Origin of the sequence: Methylophaga sp. UBA3192 (assembly GCA_002363955.1) — a bacterium.
Lineage (GTDB): Bacteria > Pseudomonadota > Gammaproteobacteria > Nitrosococcales > Methylophagaceae > Methylophaga.
This window is the reverse complement of record DEXE01000006.1, coordinates 785,214-802,664: the sequence shown is the minus strand read 5'-3', so window position 1 is coordinate 802,664 and position 17,451 is coordinate 785,214. Positions and strand designations below refer to the sequence as shown.

Annotated in this window: 18 protein-coding genes; 8 read left to right on the top strand and 10 right to left on the bottom strand. The window is 45.8% G+C overall.

Going from position 1 to position 17,451, the window contains the following annotated elements:
• The first annotated feature begins 97 nt into the window (after nt 1-97).
• The 3 genes from B2337_RS10840 to B2337_RS10830 all read left to right on the top strand — a co-directional run bounded on the left by B2337_RS10840 (nt 98) and on the right by B2337_RS10830 (nt 4,474).
• Nucleotides 98-2,827 carry a cation-transporting P-type ATPase gene (locus tag B2337_RS10840; protein ID WP_292414938.1) on the top strand — a complete coding sequence of 910 codons (2,730 nt, stop codon included), beginning with the start codon at nt 98-100 and terminating at the stop codon, nt 2,825-2,827.
• Nucleotides 2,828-2,845: 18 nt separating this feature from the next.
• The gene (locus B2337_RS10835; protein WP_292361419.1) at nt 2,846-3,373 is read left to right on the top strand and encodes a hypothetical protein; all 528 of its coding nucleotides are present in this window, start codon (nt 2,846-2,848) and stop codon (nt 3,371-3,373) included.
• A gap of 72 nt (nt 3,374-3,445) precedes the next feature.
• The gene (locus tag B2337_RS10830; RefSeq protein ID WP_292361418.1) at nt 3,446-4,474 is read left to right on the top strand and encodes a CNNM domain-containing protein; all 1,029 of its coding nucleotides are present in this window, start codon (nt 3,446-3,448) and stop codon (nt 4,472-4,474) included.
• Here B2337_RS10830 and B2337_RS10825 read toward each other — a convergent pair.
• Together B2337_RS10825 and B2337_RS10820 are read right to left on the bottom strand one after the other, a co-directional pair.
• Entirely contained in the window at nt 4,458-6,029 is a 1,572-nt protein-coding gene (locus B2337_RS10825) for a hypothetical protein (RefSeq protein WP_292361417.1), read from the bottom strand. The genes B2337_RS10830 and B2337_RS10825 overlap by 17 nt on opposite strands.
• Nucleotides 6,030-6,041: 12 nt before the next feature.
• Nucleotides 6,042-6,722, bottom strand: coding sequence for a tellurite resistance TerB family protein (locus B2337_RS10820; protein WP_292361416.1), 681 nt, complete (start codon nt 6,720-6,722; stop codon nt 6,042-6,044).
• Nucleotides 6,723-6,827: 105 nt separating this feature from the next.
• Between B2337_RS10820 and B2337_RS10815 the strand changes: the two genes are divergently transcribed.
• Nucleotides 6,828-7,352, top strand: coding sequence for a retropepsin-like aspartic protease family protein (locus tag B2337_RS10815; RefSeq protein WP_292361415.1), 525 nt, complete (start codon nt 6,828-6,830; stop codon nt 7,350-7,352).
• Here B2337_RS10815 and B2337_RS10810 read toward each other — a convergent pair.
• The 7 genes from B2337_RS10810 to B2337_RS10780 form a co-directional block, all read right to left on the bottom strand.
• Nucleotides 7,338-8,054 carry an ElyC/SanA/YdcF family protein gene (locus tag B2337_RS10810; protein WP_292414939.1) on the bottom strand — a complete coding sequence of 239 codons (717 nt, stop codon included), beginning with the start codon at nt 8,052-8,054 and terminating at the stop codon, nt 7,338-7,340. The genes B2337_RS10815 and B2337_RS10810 overlap by 15 nt on opposite strands.
• Nucleotides 8,055-8,115: 61 nt before the next feature.
• Nucleotides 8,116-8,817 carry a lytic transglycosylase domain-containing protein gene (locus B2337_RS10805; RefSeq protein ID WP_292414940.1) on the bottom strand — a complete coding sequence of 234 codons (702 nt, stop codon included), beginning with the start codon at nt 8,815-8,817 and terminating at the stop codon, nt 8,116-8,118.
• Between the two features lie 5 nt (nt 8,818-8,822).
• Nucleotides 8,823-9,275 carry a CopD family protein gene (locus B2337_RS10800; RefSeq protein WP_292361412.1) on the bottom strand — a complete coding sequence of 151 codons (453 nt, stop codon included), beginning with the start codon at nt 9,273-9,275 and terminating at the stop codon, nt 8,823-8,825.
• 10 nt (nt 9,276-9,285) lie between these two features.
• Nucleotides 9,286-10,815: a fumarate hydratase gene (locus tag B2337_RS10795; protein ID WP_292414941.1), complete on the bottom strand. Its 1,530-nt coding sequence runs from the start codon at nt 10,813-10,815 to the stop codon at nt 9,286-9,288.
• 2 nt (nt 10,816-10,817) lie between these two features.
• Nucleotides 10,818-12,530: a proline--tRNA ligase gene (locus B2337_RS10790; protein WP_292414942.1), complete on the bottom strand. Its 1,713-nt coding sequence runs from the start codon at nt 12,528-12,530 to the stop codon at nt 10,818-10,820.
• 90 nt (nt 12,531-12,620) lie between these two features.
• Nucleotides 12,621-12,956, bottom strand: coding sequence for a phenylpyruvate tautomerase MIF-related protein (locus tag B2337_RS10785; protein ID WP_292361409.1), 336 nt, complete (start codon nt 12,954-12,956; stop codon nt 12,621-12,623).
• Nucleotides 12,957-12,967: 11 nt separating this feature from the next.
• The gene (locus B2337_RS10780) at nt 12,968-13,417 is read right to left on the bottom strand and encodes a DUF4124 domain-containing protein (protein WP_292361408.1); all 450 of its coding nucleotides are present in this window, start codon (nt 13,415-13,417) and stop codon (nt 12,968-12,970) included.
• Between the two features lie 55 nt (nt 13,418-13,472).
• On the opposite strand from B2337_RS10780, the gene B2337_RS10775 reads away from it, so the two are divergent.
• On the top strand, nt 13,473-14,285 hold the full coding sequence (locus tag B2337_RS10775) for an RluA family pseudouridine synthase (protein ID WP_292414943.1): 813 nt from the start codon (nt 13,473-13,475) through the stop codon (nt 14,283-14,285).
• 89 nt (nt 14,286-14,374) lie between these two features.
• On the top strand, nt 14,375-14,578 hold the full coding sequence (locus B2337_RS10770; RefSeq protein ID WP_292361406.1) for a hypothetical protein: 204 nt from the start codon (nt 14,375-14,377) through the stop codon (nt 14,576-14,578).
• On the opposite strand, the gene B2337_RS10765 is transcribed toward B2337_RS10770, so the two are convergent.
• Entirely contained in the window at nt 14,575-15,894 is a 1,320-nt protein-coding gene (locus tag B2337_RS10765; protein ID WP_292414944.1) for an MATE family efflux transporter, read from the bottom strand. The two genes, B2337_RS10770 and B2337_RS10765, sit on opposite strands and share 4 nt — an antisense overlap.
• Nucleotides 15,895-16,014: 120 nt before the next feature.
• On the opposite strand from B2337_RS10765, the gene B2337_RS10760 reads away from it, so the two are divergent.
• Together B2337_RS10760 and ppa are read left to right on the top strand one after the other, a co-directional pair.
• Nucleotides 16,015-16,809, top strand: a complete 795-nt coding sequence (locus tag B2337_RS10760) for a sulfite exporter TauE/SafE family protein (protein WP_292414945.1) — start codon at nt 16,015-16,017, stop codon at nt 16,807-16,809.
• Nucleotides 16,810-16,903: 94 nt separating this feature from the next.
• Entirely contained in the window at nt 16,904-17,431 is a 528-nt protein-coding gene (gene ppa, locus B2337_RS10755) for an inorganic diphosphatase (protein WP_292361403.1), read from the top strand.
• Nucleotides 17,432-17,451: the final 20 nt, after the last annotated feature.

Here is a 17,451-nt window from a genome sequence, read left to right as displayed (position 1 = left end):
TGTGCAGCTTGATGCAGATCAAGTGAAAGCTCATTGTTAATAAGGCATTTGTTTAAAAACGGTATGCTAAAGTTATGAGCCTTACCAGGAGCTATCTATGAACGAAGATATGCAGAAACAACCTTTTGAAAAATCATGGCATCACCTCAGCTTTGAGGAAAGTCTGTCACAACTTGATAGTGATAAGCATGGTTTAGGGGCTGAAAAGATTGAACAACGACTGCAGCAATTCGGTCCTAACCACTTGCCCCATGCAAAAGGGCGTTCGGCCTTCGTCAGACTATTAGCTCAAATGCATAATTTGCTGATTTATGTTTTGTTAGGTGCTGCGTTTTTAACCGCCATACTTGGTCACTGGATCGATTTTTGGGTCATCCTGGCGGTTGTCATCTTAAATACCATTATCGGTTTTGTTCAGGAAGGAAAAGCCGAAAAGGCGCTGGATGCCATCAAGGATATGTTGGCGCCTCATGCTACAGCGCTCCGTGATGGACATAGGCTTCGAATTGAAGCAGATCAACTGGTTCCCGGTGATGTAGTGGTATTGGAGCCGGGCGATAAAGTGCCAGCGGATTTACGGATATTCAGTGCTAAAGGTTTACAGATTCAGGAAGCCGTATTAACTGGCGAGTCTGTCGCTGTTGAAAAAAATAGTGAGCCGGTCGCGGTTGACGCTGTGTTAGGCGATAGGCTATGTATGGCCTACTCAGGCACATTAGTGACCTCCGGGCAGGGGCATGGTGTTGTTGTTGCAACCGGCGCACATACCGAGATTGGTCGAATCAGTGGCATGATTTCCGATATCGAAAATCTCACCACTCCGCTGTTAAAGCAAATGTCCGTGTTCTCCCGCTGGCTGACTTTGGTCATTATGGTCATCGCTGCTTTGGTATTCAGCTACGGTTACTGGTTGAATCAGACACCGGCTATTGAAATGTTCATGATTGTTGTCGGCGTGGCTGTCGCCGGTATTCCCGAAGGATTGCCGGCGATTTTGACCATCACGCTGGCAATTGGTGTGCAACGCATGGCCAGCCGTAATGCGATTATCCGGCGTTTGCCAGCGGTAGAGACGCTGGGCGCAGTATCGATTATCTGCTCGGATAAAACAGGTACATTAACGCGTAATGAGATGACCGTTTCCACAGTGATGAGCTTAACAAACAACTATTCGGTCAGTGGAGTGGGATATGCACCTGCTGGAGAGTTCATCATTGATAATCAACCTGTTGAAACGGAACAGCACCCAACGTTAACGTTACTTTTGCGTTGTTCAGCTATTTGTAATGATTCGACCTTAAAGCGACGTGATGATGACTGGCTGGCAGAAGGTGACCCGATGGAAGCCGCAATGCTCACCGCAGCATTAAAAGCGGATTTCACGCTGGAGGAATTGAAACAATATTATCCGCGTCGGGATGTTATTCCTTTTGATACTGCCCATCGGTTTATGGCCACGCTGCATCATGATCACCAAGGGCATGATTTTATAGCGGTTAAAGGTGCACCGGAAAAACTCATCGAACTATGTCAGTTTCAGCGTACTGATGAAGGTGATGTCGAAGTCGACCAGGCCTATTGGCATTCACAGATTGAAAAAATTGCAGCAGACGGCCAGCGTGTATTGGCGGTAGCCACTAAAACGGTCGATCACAATACCGGTGAATTGCAATTCGAGGATTTAGATCAAGGACTGGTATTGCTGGGGTTAATTGGTTTGATTGATCCTCCTCGGGAAGAGGCCATCACTGCGGTGAGTGAATGTCATAAGGCGGGAATTCAGGTCAAAATGATCACTGGTGATCATGCTGCTACTGCGGGTGCCATTGCGAAAAAACTAGGTCTGAAGAATACGGATAACGTGCTTACTGGCCATGATCTCACTCAATTGAGTGATACGGAATTGCAGCACTTGGTTCAGCAAACGGATGTTTTTGCACGAACGGCACCAGAACATAAATTACGCTTAGTCAGTGCCTTGCAGGCAAATGGTCATGTTGTTGCGATGACCGGTGATGGTGTCAATGATGCACCTGCCTTGAAACGAGCTGATGTCGGGATTGCGATGGGACATGGCGGTACGGAAGCGGCCAAGGAAGCAGCTGAAATGGTATTGGCAGATGATAACTTTGCTTCGATTGCCAGAGCAGTGCGAGAAGGCCGCACAGTGTATGACAACCTGAAAAAAGCCATTTTATTTTTATTGCCCATCAATGGTGGTGAATCATTGAGTATTATCGTTGCGGTAATGGCCGGCATGACCTTGCCAATAACGCCATTGCAAATTTTATGGATTAATATGGTGAGCTCAATCGCTCTGGCGCTATCTCTTGCATTTGAGCCGGGAGAAGAAAATGCCATGCGCCGTCAACCCAGAAAGCGTGATGAAAAAATGCTCTCCGGTTTCCTGGTCTGGCGCATCAGCTTTGTGTCATTACTGTTTGTGATTGGTGTCTACGGCATGTTTTTATGGACCCAATCTCAGGGAGCCTCACTTGAGCAATCCCGAACTTATGCTGTCAATACGCTGGTCGTTATGGAAGTATTTTATTTGTTTAATGTGCGTTGTCTAAGCAGTGCATCCTGGTCAATTAAACAATGGTTTACTTCGCATATCGTATTTATTTCCATCGGCCTGGTTATTGTCTTGCAGTTGATATTCACATACGCCCCGATAATGAATACCTTATTTGAAACAAGACCTATTGGTTTACGACACGGTATGGAAATTATTGCAGTAGGTGTGATGATGTATTTGATTTTAGAGGCCGAAAAGTGGTTACGTCGTAAAATGACAGGCATTCAACAGACTGGAACTGCCAGCTAAGTGAAAAGTCATATTGCTATGAAAAAACTATTAATGCTTTGTTTGATTTTGATAAACCCTGTTCATGCGAATGGGATTTTTACTGATGGGGATGAGTTGTTACTGCAGACCTCATTATGGACGAAGCATTATAATCCGGAGCCGGATCATAATAATCATCAAAAGCTGTTCAATCTTGAATATTATTTCAATGATGAGGTGAAGCTTTTTGTTGTTCCGAATCAAGCCAGTTGGCGTGATGATGTCCGCTGGCTGGCAGGTGCTGCGACGTTTAAAAACAGTTATGACCAGCAGACGCTCTATCTTTATGGCGGCGGTCGCTACGATTATGACTTAGGTGAAAATACCAAAGCTTATGCCAAACTGACCGCCGGGCTTTTGTATGGCTATCGCGGGGAATACAGAGATAAAATTCCTTTGAATGATCTGGGCGTTGCACCGGTCATTTTACCGGCTTTCGGTGTTCAGCATCGCAGGGTAAACCTTGAAGTTGTGCCGTTTGCTGCTGCAGGCGTGATGGTTAATGCAGGCTTTTATTTTCGCTGAATAGTATTGATATACAGTAATTTATGTCCAGTGTATTATGACTGTCCCCTGTAACTGGAGCTGTTAACCCTAATGACTTTACTTATCGCTTTTGCGGTACTTTCAATTCTTGTCTCATTTGTTTGTTCTATTCTCGAAGCGGCATTACTATCTGTCACTCCTAGTTATATTGCCCAGCAGAAAGAGCATAAACCTAAGCTTTACAAACAGCTTAACCGGCTTAAAGATAAAATCGATCAGCCTCTAGCCGCTATTCTGACGCTGAATACAGTCGCGCATACGGTAGGCGCATTAGGCGTTGGTGCACAGGTAACCGTGGTTTTTGGTAATGGCTATCTCGGTATTGCCTCAGTAATTATGACGCTATTGATTCTCATACTTTCAGAAATTCTGCCTAAAACAATTGGTGCAAAATATTGGCGGAGTTTGGCCCCCATCTTGCCCCCGATTTTAAATGCCATGATCTGGATGTTAAAACCTTTTATCTGGGTGTCAGATCAGATGATGAAATTGATCGGCGGCAAAGAACAGCAGGGTGATATTCGTCTTGAAATCAAAGCGATGACCTCTCTTGGACATGAGTTAGGGGAGCTGGACGAAGATGAGTCACGCGTTATTGCCAATATTCTGGATTTACATGAAATCCGCACAAGAGACATTATGACTCCTCGAACTGTCTCCGAATATGTTGGTCCGGATGAAACCATTGCGGAATTCATCAAACGCTCGCAAGAGGGACAATTTTCTCGCTATCCGGTTCTTGATACAAATGAGTCGCCATTAGGCGTGATTTTCCGACGCGATGTTATTGGGGCGGATAGTACTACGAAAGTTTCTGATGTCATGAAACCGATTGTAGTGGTGACTGATCAGAAAGATGTTGAATCGGTCATGACTTTGTTAATGAAAGAACGCCAGCATATGGCAATTGTTTATGACGAGTACGGAAGCTGGTTAGGTCTTGTGACCATGGAAGATATTTTTGAAACGATTATCGGAAAATCCATTATGGATGAAACGGATGATATTCCAAACATGCGTCGTTACGCCAAAAAACTGTGGGAAAAACGCCAGCGTAATACGCCTAATCTAACGAACTAATGCTTTTGTTGAACATCCAGCGTAATGACAGAGCAATAAAGCTGGAAAGACCAAATAAAATCAATATGATAGGCCAGGGAATTGGCGAGGGGCGTGGATTCACTGGTTCTTGTTGTTTTAATGATTGAGGCATATCACGTGTTGCCAATTCAATAGTGACCCACTCATCGCGATCATCTGGTGCCGTTTCCAGATATTCGCTAAAGCTATACACTGGTGCATCTCCTGATACTCGGCTTGATGGGATTTGTGGAATCCGGACAAACCAGATGGCTTCAATTGAATCTGCAAGTGTTTGTTCGTAGGGTGTCAGTGAGCGGGGTGGTTTAGTGGCAGTCAAACGGATTAAATCTTCGCCAATGGCATCAAATGCTACTGCGGGTAACAGCCGAGTTGTTTCAGTGATGAGATAGTCATAAATTTGTCTGGCAGCGTCCAAATCCATTTCGGTAATGACCGTATAAAAATAGGCTCCGATAGCCTGTACATAACCATTTATGCCCCGCTCAGGTACTTCCCAGCCTAAGGCCCGTAAGGTATCGATGCTGATACCAGTGCAATTGGCACCAGCATGGTTATAGAGAAATTCATGCCGGTAAAAATAGTTCATTACCTGATTAATTGATTGCTGAAACTCGGTGGCTGCCTGGCCGTTTTTAAGCGTGGCCACCAGCATGTAGGATGGGCGATAATAATTCTGTCCTGCATTAAGATCCGCCAGGTAATTATCCATCGGGGTGACGGCCGCAAGAATACCTTTTTCACTGATCACATCAAGGTTATAGAAATTATTCACCAGCCAGTCATGATAGCTGCCATCAGTGTTAAATTGTCCGGTGATTACGGCGAAATGACCTGCAAGTGCTTCATGATCATCACCCTGAGCACCATTCAGCATCAGTCCAAAAACCGGTTTTCCGGCAGCACCCATGGCAGAGCCGGGGGTGCGTTCCCATAATAACCGGCTTTGATGTGGTTGCCGTACGCCACCATCATCTGCCTGAATCAGGGTTTGTAAGTCTTCATCTGCATTTAGGGGGAGTAACTGAAAGTTGGTAATGACAAAATCCAGCGGCCAGACCGTGCGGGCTATAAACTTGTTGTCGATCCATTCGCCGCGTAGGCGTATATCACGTTGGTTAAAAAATGCGGTGGTATCCTGATTCCAGAATGACTGGTTCTGAGGGATTTGCTTAACGGTTTTAAATGGGACTTTTTTCCCATCTTTTATGCTGATGAGTTGGCCTGAAGCATCGAGCTGTGCAGACTCTATTAAATCTGGGGAAGCTATCCAGACGGCGATGTCATCGTTGATTTCAGATTGTTTTTCCAACCATTCTGGCAGCTTGACTAATGATGAAGCGGGGGTAGGGAGGGGAGCGATAATTTCATTGTTGAAATACCATTTAGCCTGTTCAGACAGATTACAGTCAGTACAATTTCCAGTGGTCAGTTCTGCATCAACTGTTTCAACTGAGACAGTATCAAAGAGGGTTGTTGACTGGGCAAAACTGCTGCCCAGCAACATGAAAAACAGCGAGGGTAAAAATGACATGCGCAAAGCATATCATGAGACAGCGTTATTTTTAGCCTGATGGATTTCAGCTTTTAATGCTTCATCGAGATTTAGCTGACGCGCCAGTTCATCCAGATATGCTTTTTCCATAAAGCTATCTTCATCAATCATGATCAAACTGGCGAGATACATTTCAGCAGCCATTTCCTGAGTTGACGCTAACCTGGCAATTTCAACCGGGTTGACCGGCTTTTTTAACTCTGAATCTATCCATTTTTGTAATTCGGAATCATCGGTATATTCAGCAATTTGCTGATCAATTAACAGACGCTCCTGATCATCGATATGTCCATCCGCCTTGGCGGCCCCGATCATGGCTTGCAGAATGACCTGACTGTGACGTTCAGCCTCTGCTGCGGGTAACTTGTCTATGGTTTGTGGCGTGGCTTGTGGTGCTGTTTGCAGGTTATTTTGCTGCCAGTTCTGATAGGCTTTAAATGCAACAGCCCCCAGCGCTGCTACACCACCGTATTTGAGTACACTGCCACCCATTTTGCGTGCTTTTTTATTGCCAAGCAGCAGCCCCACCGCTGTTCCCGCTAAAGCACCGCCACCCGCACCCGTTAAAAACTGACCTATTTTATTGTCACCACTGCTGGAACCATTATTTTGTTTATCGAGAAATTGCTGACCAGATTGTAAAAGTTTATCCATCAGACTGCGTGTGTTCATTTGCCAATGTCTCCAACTTGGATGTAATTTGAGCTACTTGCTTGCATAATGTCATTCTGACAGTCGTTATACTGAAATGGTTTTACCTTAACTGAAATAGCTTAAATGAAAATGAATCCCGCACATCAACAAGGCTCGTCAAAAGCATTTACCATTATTTTCTGGTTGTTATTAATGGGGTCACTGACATTGTTTTTTAATGGTTTCATTGAACAGAAACATAACCCTAACCGGCATCTGGTGGAAATGGATGCCGGTCTGGGCTCAGATGTCGTGCTATTGAGAAATCAGGCCGGACATTATGTTGCTCCGGGGTTTATCAATGGCCATGAAGTGACCTTTTTGCTGGATACCGGGGCGACCAATATCAGTGTGCCTGCAGGAATCGCCAGGAAAGCAGGTTTGAAGCAGGGGCGCCAGGCCATGGTGAATACCGCAAATGGGGTTGTACCCGTTTATGCTACGGAATTAGAGACCGTGCAGCTGGGAGCGATAAAGCTGCAACACATTCGGGCGCATATTAATCCACATATGTCTGATGATATTGTATTGCTGGGAATGAGCTTTATGAAACATCTTGATATGACCCAGCGCGAGGGGACACTAACGTTGCGATTACCGAATGTCTGATGTCGTTCGGTTACTCTCGACAGCCCATTTTTCATAATGTGAACCGGGCTCACCTGGCTGAAAACAACACGCTACCCAAAAATTACCAATCAATTCTGTTATGACTGATTTTGCGCCATCACTGCTTTTCCACCATTGTTTAAGCTCAAAATTATGTGGTGCGGCGGCATAAATACCAACGTTAACATCAGGAAAGGCCTGTTGATACAAACTGCGGGTGCGCCTGGCATGTACATGGCTGGTATGCACATTTAGTTCGGTTAGTGTTACACCATGTAAAGTGAACCAATCCCTGACCATAACGGCACTCAGATAAGTACGTTCCTGAGCCGATTCGGGGGCCGGTATCACGATCAGTTGCTCTGCAGACAATCCCTGGGTCTGCATGAAATCGCCGGCCTGCTCTGCATACGAGGCATGGGCTGGATTTACAAAACGATCATTAGGTCCGCCAGTAGTAATCATGTATTGATATTCTTCTGAATGAAACATGGCCAAGGCAGATAACAGGCTGTTTTCATCCTGCCAGCCTTCCACCACCAGGTAAGTGCGATCAGCGGCGGGCTGATTGGGAGCGAGGATAACGGCCAACTGTTTTAAAAAATACAGGCTGCCAAGTGTCAGCAACAATAAAATAAGCAAACTTCCCCAGAGTGTGGGAAACCATATTGGTCGTTTTCGAAATAAGGCAAAATTAGACAAACAGTCGATCCCTGATTAATACCGGCAATAGAGAAGAATAGATCAAATTAAGTTGAATGAATTATCCTTCCTGCCCATATCGCTGATGCAAAATCCCAACACGTTCAACATACACTTCTGTCTCGGCAAAGGGAGGGATTCCTTTGTAACGTTTCACTGCACCTGGACCGGCGTTATAAGCCGCTGTAGCCAATTTGATATCGCCGTTGAAGGTATCAAGTAATCCCGACAGATATTTCACGCCACCTTCAATATTCTGCTGCACGTCAAACGCATTGGTGACACCGAGATCCTTAGCGGTTCCGGGCATCAGTTGCATCAGCCCTTGTGCCCCTTTTTTGGAAAGTGCTTTGGCATTAAACGCCGATTCAGCATGGATTACCGCACGCACAAGCGCTGCATCTACTTTGTACTTACCCGCCATGGTTTTAACGGTATCAGCATAATCGGAAGTATTCAGGCTGATGGTATGCCAATTGATCTTGGAGGTCGGATTACAGGCGTAACAATCATAAGCCAGCACCTCGAACTCACCATTTATCGGTCTTTGATCGGAAAAGCTGAAGCTTTCACCATCATTGGAAAGTGACTTATAAATAATGGTTTTATTACTGTTAATCGACGTCGGTTTGCGTACATCTATATCGGCATTCGTAAATTCCACCACGCCATCGCTATTGCGAACCTGCTTAATATCATTGGCCAGCACACTGCTGGTTAACAGCAGTGAACACAGTGGAATATAAAAATGCTTAGCAATCATAGGATCTAAAAATAGCGTCCAGCCGAGCCAATGACAATCACAATTAACCCTAGAATGAGATTTGCTCGAACAAATTTACGAATTTTATCCAGTTCATTGGCTGAGGCTATCCAGTCGTGTTCGGCAACAGCCCATTTAAGTTTTCTGAATGGGTTAAAAAACACATGCAGGAACAATAGAATCATAAATATTCCGAGTAATAACATGATATGTACATGAACACCGACACCGCCCATGCCGCCCATCATAAACAGCATGCCAAACCCGGTAACCAGGATGGTGACAATGGATGCCCAAACCCATGGGAAAAAACGTTTAAATACACTCGCCCAAAGTGGAAAACGTTGCTCTGGTTCAAGCATGGTAGCCGCGACGGGGCGTAAAAACATAAAGGCGAAAAATAGTCCGCCTACCCAAATGACCGAAGCCAGTAAATGTAAACTTATTGCAATGCCCATAATAATTTCTCTAAGTTGTTATCGTTTTAATGGGAATGCCAGCGATTTTCTGCTGCCACTCTTGAGGACCGGTTTGATGTACTGACCGGCCTTGGCTATCCACTGCTACAGTGACCGGCATATTCTCAACATAGAACTCACGAATGGCTTCCATGCCGAGCTCTTCAAAAGCGACCAATCGAGAAGATTTAATCGCTTTCGATACCAGATAAGCAGCGCCGCCCACGGCAATCAGATAGGTAGATTGATATTGTTTAATCAAATCAACCGTTTGTTCACCACGCTCGGCTTTACCTATCATGCCTAACAGACCGGTTTTAGCCAGCATGGTTTCAGTAAATTTATCCATCCTGGTTGCGGTGGTGGGGCCGGCAGGACCGACAATTTCATTTTTCACCGGGTCTACTGGCCCGACGTAATAAATAAATCGATTATGAAAATCCAGGCCTTCAGGTAAGGGTTCGCCTCGATCCAACAGGTCGGCTATTTTTTTATGAGCGGCATCGCGACCGGTTAAAAAATGGCCGGTCAGCAATAACGTATCACCCGGTTGCCATTGTTTAATCTCACCATGCGTCACGGTATCAAGATTAATATGTCGGGTGTTTTCAGCGGCCTGCCAGGTGATTTCTGGCCAGTCATTTAAGGAGGGCGGAGTGAACGTTGCCGGGCCAGATCCGTCCAGGGTGAAATGCACATGACGTGTAGCAGCACAGTTAGGAATCATCGCTACCGGTAAGGAGGCTGCGTGGGTGGGATAATCTTTGATTTTGATATCCAGAACGGTCGTCAGTCCACCTAAGCCTTGTGCGCCAATGCCCAGGCTGTTGACCTTTTCATATAACTCAACACGTAATTTTTCAGTGGCGGTTTGCGGCCCACGTTCAATCAAATCCTGAATATCAATATCTTCCATCAGGCTTTGTTTGGCCATCAGCATGGCTTTTTCGGCTGTGCCACCAATGCCAATACCCAGCATACCCGGTGGACACCATCCGGCACCCATTTTGGGCACGGTTTCCAGTACCCAATCCAGCAGACTGTCACTGGGGTTCAGGATGGTGAATTTGGCTTTGTTTTCGCTGCCACCGCCTTTGGCGGCAATATCAATTTCTATCTTGTCGCCGGGAACCAGTTCGGTATAAATCACCGCCGGTGTGTTATCACCAGTATTTTTACGACTGCCAAGGGGATCGGTAACGATAGACGCACGCAGCACATTATCCGGATGTTGATAGGCCTGACGAACGCCTTCATTCACCATCTCTTCCAGGCTTTGGTCGGTCTCCCATTGCACTTGCATACCAACCTTGAGAAAGATATTCACAATGCCGGTATCCTGACAAATTGGCCGATTGTTTTCGGCGCACATGCGTGAGTTCACCAGAATTTGCGCTATAGCATCTTTTGCAGCAGCTGATTGCTCACGTTCATAGGCTTTGCTCATCGCATCAATAAAATCTCTGGGATGATAATTGGCAATAAACTGCAAGGCATCAGCGATGCTTTGTATAAAGTCCTGTTGGCGAATCACCGTCATTTTTAAAGTGCTAACTTCTGTTGGATGGCGGCCACTACATCATTTAAAACAAATTCATCCGCTTCGCCGGACGCACGGTGTTTATATTCAATCACACCGTTATCTAGTCCACGCTCACCAAGAATAAGGCGATGTGGAATACCAATAAGCTCCATATCAGCAAATGCCACGCCTGGACGAAGTCCACGATCATCGAGTAAGACATCAATACCGGCAGCGAGTAATTGCTGGTAGATTTTTTCCGCTTCATCGCGAACCCGTTGTGATTTATGTGCATTGACCGGTACCAATACCACTTCAAATGGTGCAATGGCTTGTGGCCAGATAATGCCATTTTCGTCGTTATTCTGTTCAATGGTTGCGGCCACCACTCGGGAAACCCCAATGCCATAACAGCCCATAGTAATCACCTGGGATTGTCCGGTTTCGGTTAACACCACAGCATTCAATTTGCTGCTGTAGTTTTCGCCGAGCTGGAAGATATGTCCTACTTCAATACCGCGGGCAATTTCCAGTGTTCCCTGACCATCCGGACTCGGATCTCCGGCAACCACATTGCGTAAGTCAGCGGTTTCGGGTTCCGGGCAGTCACGACCCCAATTTACGCCGGTCAGATGTTTTTCATCTTCATTGGCACCGCAGACAAAATCAGCGATATGTGCAGCCGCATGATCAACCACCATTGGAATCGTCAGCCCGACTGGTCCGATAGAACCGATATTGGCACCGGTGGTTTCATGTACCTGTTCCGGGGTGACAAAGGTTAATGGCGCTGCAATTAAGGGATGTTTTTCTGCCTTGATTTCATTGAGTTCATGATCGCCACGTAATACCAAAGCGACAACACTGTTTTTAGCCGCTCCTTCAACCAATAACGTTTTCAGACATTGTGCAGCCGATACCTTCAAAAAAGCACTGACATCTTCAATGGTATGTTTGTGGGGAGTATCAACGGTTTGCATGGGGGCAGATGCCGCAGGACGAGCACCGGTAGGTTTCACTGCTTCAGCCAATTCAACATTGGCGGCGTAGTCACTGGCATTGCTGAAGGCAATGGCATCTTCACCGGAGCTGGCCAACACGTGGAATTCATGTGACGCATTACCGCCAATACTGCCTGTATCAGCGAGTACGGCTCTGAAGTTCAAACCGATTCGCTGGAAAATACGGGTGTAAGTTGCATACATATCATCATAGGTTTGCTGCAAAGAGGCTTGATCCACATGGAAGGAATACGCATCTTTCATCAGGAATTCGCGGGCACGCATTAAACCAAAGCGTGGACGAATCTCATCACGGAATTTGGTCTGGATTTGATAGAAATTGACTGGTAATTGCTTGTAACTGCGAATTTCCTGACGTACCAGATCAGTAATGACTTCCTCGTGAGTCGGACCGTAGCAGAATTCACGTTGATGGCGATCGGTAATACGTAATAATTCAGGACCATATTTCTCCCAGCGCTGACTTTCCTGCCAGAGTTCAGCAGGTTGTACTGAAGGCATCAATACTTCCTGAGCACCGGCTTTATTCATTTCCTCACGTACGATGGCTTCAGTTTTACGCAACACCCGCAAGCCCATCGGCAACCAGGTATACAGACCAGATGCGAGTCGGCGTATTAACCCGGCACGAAGCATCAGTTGATGGCTGACGATTTCGGCGTCTGCAGGGGTTTCTTTTAAGGTGGAAATAAGCAGCTTCGAAGTACGCATGGAAAACGTGATTCCTGTTAATTAGTTATGGTGATGGATATAAAAAAGACCGCGCTGACAGATAGAATATCAGCGCAGTCTGCTTTGCACTTAAAAAGTGCTGTGATCCCAGCCCCAGTTCTGCCGTTCGGAGTCAGTCATACTGATATAAGTCCGACTGCCGCTGACGCCAATCTGTTCTTCAATCATCGTACATAAAGCATCAGACAGCGCTTTTCTGTCACTGGGTAAGCCGAGCGATCGATAATCCAGAATCGCTGCAGGCTCAGTGCTGCCACCAAACGACATTGCGGTTTTTGATTCAACCGCGATCATCACGTAACTTTCCGGTTTACCGGATGCCTGTGCGACAGTTTTACTGGCCACCTTCAATAACGCGGCTTCATCATTAATGGGTTGATTGGTCACAATATTTAAATAAGGCATGGTTACTTCTCCTATTCGCAGAATTGGTTAACTTGCTGTTGAAGCGTGCTTATTTTTTGCTGTCTTTCTTCTTCGGTGGGGCGGGTGACATTGCCCTGCGCATCCATCATTCGACGGCCGGGATTATTTTGGTACTGTTGCAGATTATATTTGGCAACCCGGCAGTTTTCTGCCAAAGCTTCAGCGGCGAGCTGTTCCTGTTGCTGTTTTTGTTGTTCCTCTTCACGCGCTTTATCGGTCGCCTTTTGTGCTTCAATAAGCGACTCAACTTGTTTTTTAGCTGCTTCCGGATTCATTGATGGCGGCGGTGGCGTGCCCATCTTTTCATAGGGTTTGTCGACTGGTGGGGTTTGTGAATAGATAACATCACCATCATCATCGATCCACTTATAAGCATCCGCCTGAACCGCCATGGCAAATACTAAAGCAAGACAACAACAGCTTAATTGCGGTATAAACATCGCGGGTACCTGATAAAATAAATCGTTATTCTACGCCAAAGCGCTATTTCATAAAATGTCTGATCATCATGCTCGTTTCGAGTTGAAAATCCCGGTAGAACAAGGCTCGGCAAATGCCGTCGATCTGTTAGCTGCTCACTGTGAATTATCTCGTCAGCAAATTAAGCAGGCGATGAGCAAGGGAGCTGTCTGGTTACAAAAAGGGAAACGGACTCAACGCCTGCGCCGGGCGACAAAAAAACTGAATTCGGGTGAAATACTGAGGCTGTATTACGATAAGCGTTTACTGGACCAAATCCCTGAGCCCCCGCAGCTGTTACATGATTTCGGTGTTTACAGCGTGTGGATTAAACCCGCTGGAATGCTCGCACAAGGAACGGAGTGGGGCGATCATTGCAGTTTGCTGAGGGTGTCTGAACTAGCCTTTGACAAACCGAGACAGAGTTTTCTGATTCAACGCCTGGATCGTGAAGCCTATGGTTTGATGATAATTGCGCATCAGCAAAAAGTGGCGGCTCAGTTATCCACGCTGTTCCAGCAGCGCATGATTGAAAAAAACTACGAGATCCAGGTAGATGGAGAGGTGGTCTGGCAACAACTGACAGTTAATACGCCGCTGGATGGTAAACATGCCATCAGTCATTTTGAAAATCGTGCTTATGACCCTTTACAGAACCGTACTCAGCTAAGGGTCAAAATTGAAACTGGACGAATGCACCAAATTCGACGTCATTGCGCGTCAATAGGCCATCCTGTGAGTGGTGATACACGTTATGGCAGAAAAAGTCGCGATGGATTGCAGCTCAAAGCCAGTCGTTTAGAGTTTGATTGTCCGATTACACATAAAAAACAAATATTTAGTTGCTAGGGTATGAATGATAAGCAGACCCCAGTACGTTGACAATGGTTTTTTTGCGGCGTAATGATCAGCTATCGACATCAACGGAGAAGTCTGTGATGAGTCAGTCCGAACAACAGTGTGTTCAGGATCCCGGATTCGGGCAGTATGATGGGGATGATGATCGCCGCCGATATCAACGGCGCCAGGGCATTGAGAGGCGACAACTCATTCGTTTTGATTTGACTCATATCAAACGACGTTCCGGACGCGATCGTCGGTTATTGCCTACGAAACAGCAAAGTCCGGTTAAACACCATTAAGCTGAATCTGCCAGTCGCAAGATCCTGCCAACATAAATACTTTGCGAGAGGCCTCTTGCCGCCAGGAAAATAATTAAAGCAGCCCACAAACCATGATTACCTAACGGTTGCAGCAGATAAAAAGCAGGCAAATAGCAACAAAGTGCTGAAAACAGCATGGTATTACGCATTTCGCGGCTGCGTGTCGCCCCTACAAACAAACCATCCAGCAAATACGACCATACCGCAATCAGCGGTGCGATTATCACCCAGATAAGATGCATGTTGGCGAATTCAATAACCGCATCAATCCCGGTTAATAGTCGAATAATCAGCTGACCAAACAGCAGATAAGTCAGCGAAAACAGCAGCGCCATCAATACAGACCAGAACGCTGTCAGACCAAGCGCTTTTTTTAACATCACTGGAGATTTGCGCCCAATGGCTTTGCCGGTCAGTGCTTCGGTCGCATTGGCAAAACCATCCAAAACAAAGGCCATGAAGGTAATAAAATTCAGTAAAACACTGTTGGCTGCCAATACGGTATCGCCCTGTCGGGCACCTTGCGTGGTGAATAGGGCAAAGCAGCTGATGAGCAAAAAGGTTCTGATCATTACATTGCCATGTACATGTAAGCCATGTCGGCTTTGTTGCAGTACTTTTTTGCTGAGTGATAAACGAATACCGGCTTTATTCAGACCATAATATCTGAGTAACAGCAGTCCGATCAGCAAGCCAGTGTATTCAGCAATAACCGATGCCAATGCAACGCCATCAACATCCATGCCCAACCCCATAACAAAAACGGCATCCAGCAGAATATTCGTGATGTTGATAACCAGTACCATTACCAACGCAGCTTTTGATGCTTCACGACCGATCAACCAGCCTAATATGGTGTAATTAATTAATGTTGCTGGCGCGCTCCAGATCCGGATATCAAAATATACAGCAGCAAAATGTTCCACTTCAGCACTGCTACTGACCAGCTGAAGAGCGAGATGACGAATCGGGAGCTGTATCAGCAGTAACAACAGAGCAATTATCAAAGCCAGCCAGATGGCTTGCATTAATACCGCCTGCATTTTTGGGGTGTTGTTTTCCCCATAGGCTTGAGAGGTGAGACCTGTGGTCGCCATTCTGAGAAAGCCGAATCCCCAGAAAACAAAGGTGAAAATCATACTGCCAATCGCCACGGCTCCCAGGTAATGGGCTGCACTGAGGTGCCCAACCATGGCAGTATCTACCATGCCCAACAGCGGGGTGGAGATATTGGCAATGATCATTGGACCGGCAATATGCCAAACTTGGCGGTGGGTTACAGTGTGATTCGACAATTTGATATCCGTAAAAAGCCCTCGTTCAGGGCAGGCGGTTTAAGCTTTAAACAATCTTCAGTTTGGAAAACAGCATGATTTTAGCGAAAAAAAACAGCATAACCTACGGATGTGAAGCCAATGTGGATTGAGTGGCTGAGTTATGCCTCAGCTGGCATGGTGGCAGGCACACTTGCGGGGCTATTTGGTATTGGTGGTGGACTGGTGATTGTGCCTGTCCTGGTCTGGTTATTCAGCAAACAGGGGTTACCCAGTGAATATCTGATTCATATGGCGGTGGCGACATCATTAATGACAATTGTTGTCACGTCCATGTCGTCCATATTTGCTCACTGGCGGATAGGTAATATTTCATTTCTGTCGGTTCGCAGATTGGTGCCGGGACTTATTATTGGCGCTTTTAGTGGTGCATTGCTGGCAAGCTCAATAAGTGGTGACAAACTGCAGATACTGTTTGCAATATTTGCATTGGTAATGGCACTACGTATTTGGTTGCCTAATTCAACCGCTTCCTATCCTGTTTTATTGAATCGCTTACCTTCGACTATCTATGCTTTGGGGAGTGGCGTAATAAGTGCGCTGGTGGGCATCGGTGGCGGAACATTGATTGTTCCTTATTTAGTGATGGCCCGTCTTAGTATTCAGCAGGCAATTGGATCCGCTGCATGCTGCGGTTTACCGATTGCGATTGCCGGAGGACTTGGTTTTATTATGTTTGCACCAAGCGAAATAAGCCAGCAGTCCGTGTGGCAAACTGGCTTTGTAAATTGGCAGGCATTTATTGGCATTATTGTTACCAGTGTATTTTTTGCTCAGTTTGGGGCACGTTTAGCTAAAATTTTACCGTCACATTGGTTACGCCGATTATTTTCGTTATTACTGATTTGTGTATCCGTTTATTTTTTCATTCGCTAATGACAGCATGACATCGGCTTTGATGGTAGCGCCGTTTCTTTTATAATTGCCGGGTTTCGTTTCTAACCTAATCTTATATTGGAGCAATCGCTTTATGAATCTTGACCGTGTCGGCCCGGGCAGCAACCTGCCTGAAGATATCAATGTCATCATCGAAATTCCTGCTAATGCTAATCCGGTCAAATATGAAGTTGATAAAGCAACCGGTGCGCTGTTTGTCGATCGTTTTATGAATACCGCCATGTTTTACCCGGCAAATTATGGCTATGTGCCAAATACTTTATCGGATGATGGTGATCCTGTTGATGTCCTGGTGATAACGCCATTTCCTTTAATTAACGGTTGTGTCGTTGCTTGCCGTCCAGTCGGCATGCTGAAAATGACTGATGAAAAAGGCGAAGATGCCAAAGTCGTCGCAGTTCCTCACGACAAAATGTATGACCATGTTAAAGATATCAACGATGTGCCGGAATTTTTGCTAAACCAGATTGCGCATTTTTTTGAACATTATAAAGACCTGGAAAAAAACAAATGGGTCAAAATCGAAGGTTGGGCGGGAATTGATGCCGCCAAACAGGAAATTGTTGATAGTGTTGCGCGTTATCAGAATGAAGTGAAATAACTATCATTGAATTAGTAAAC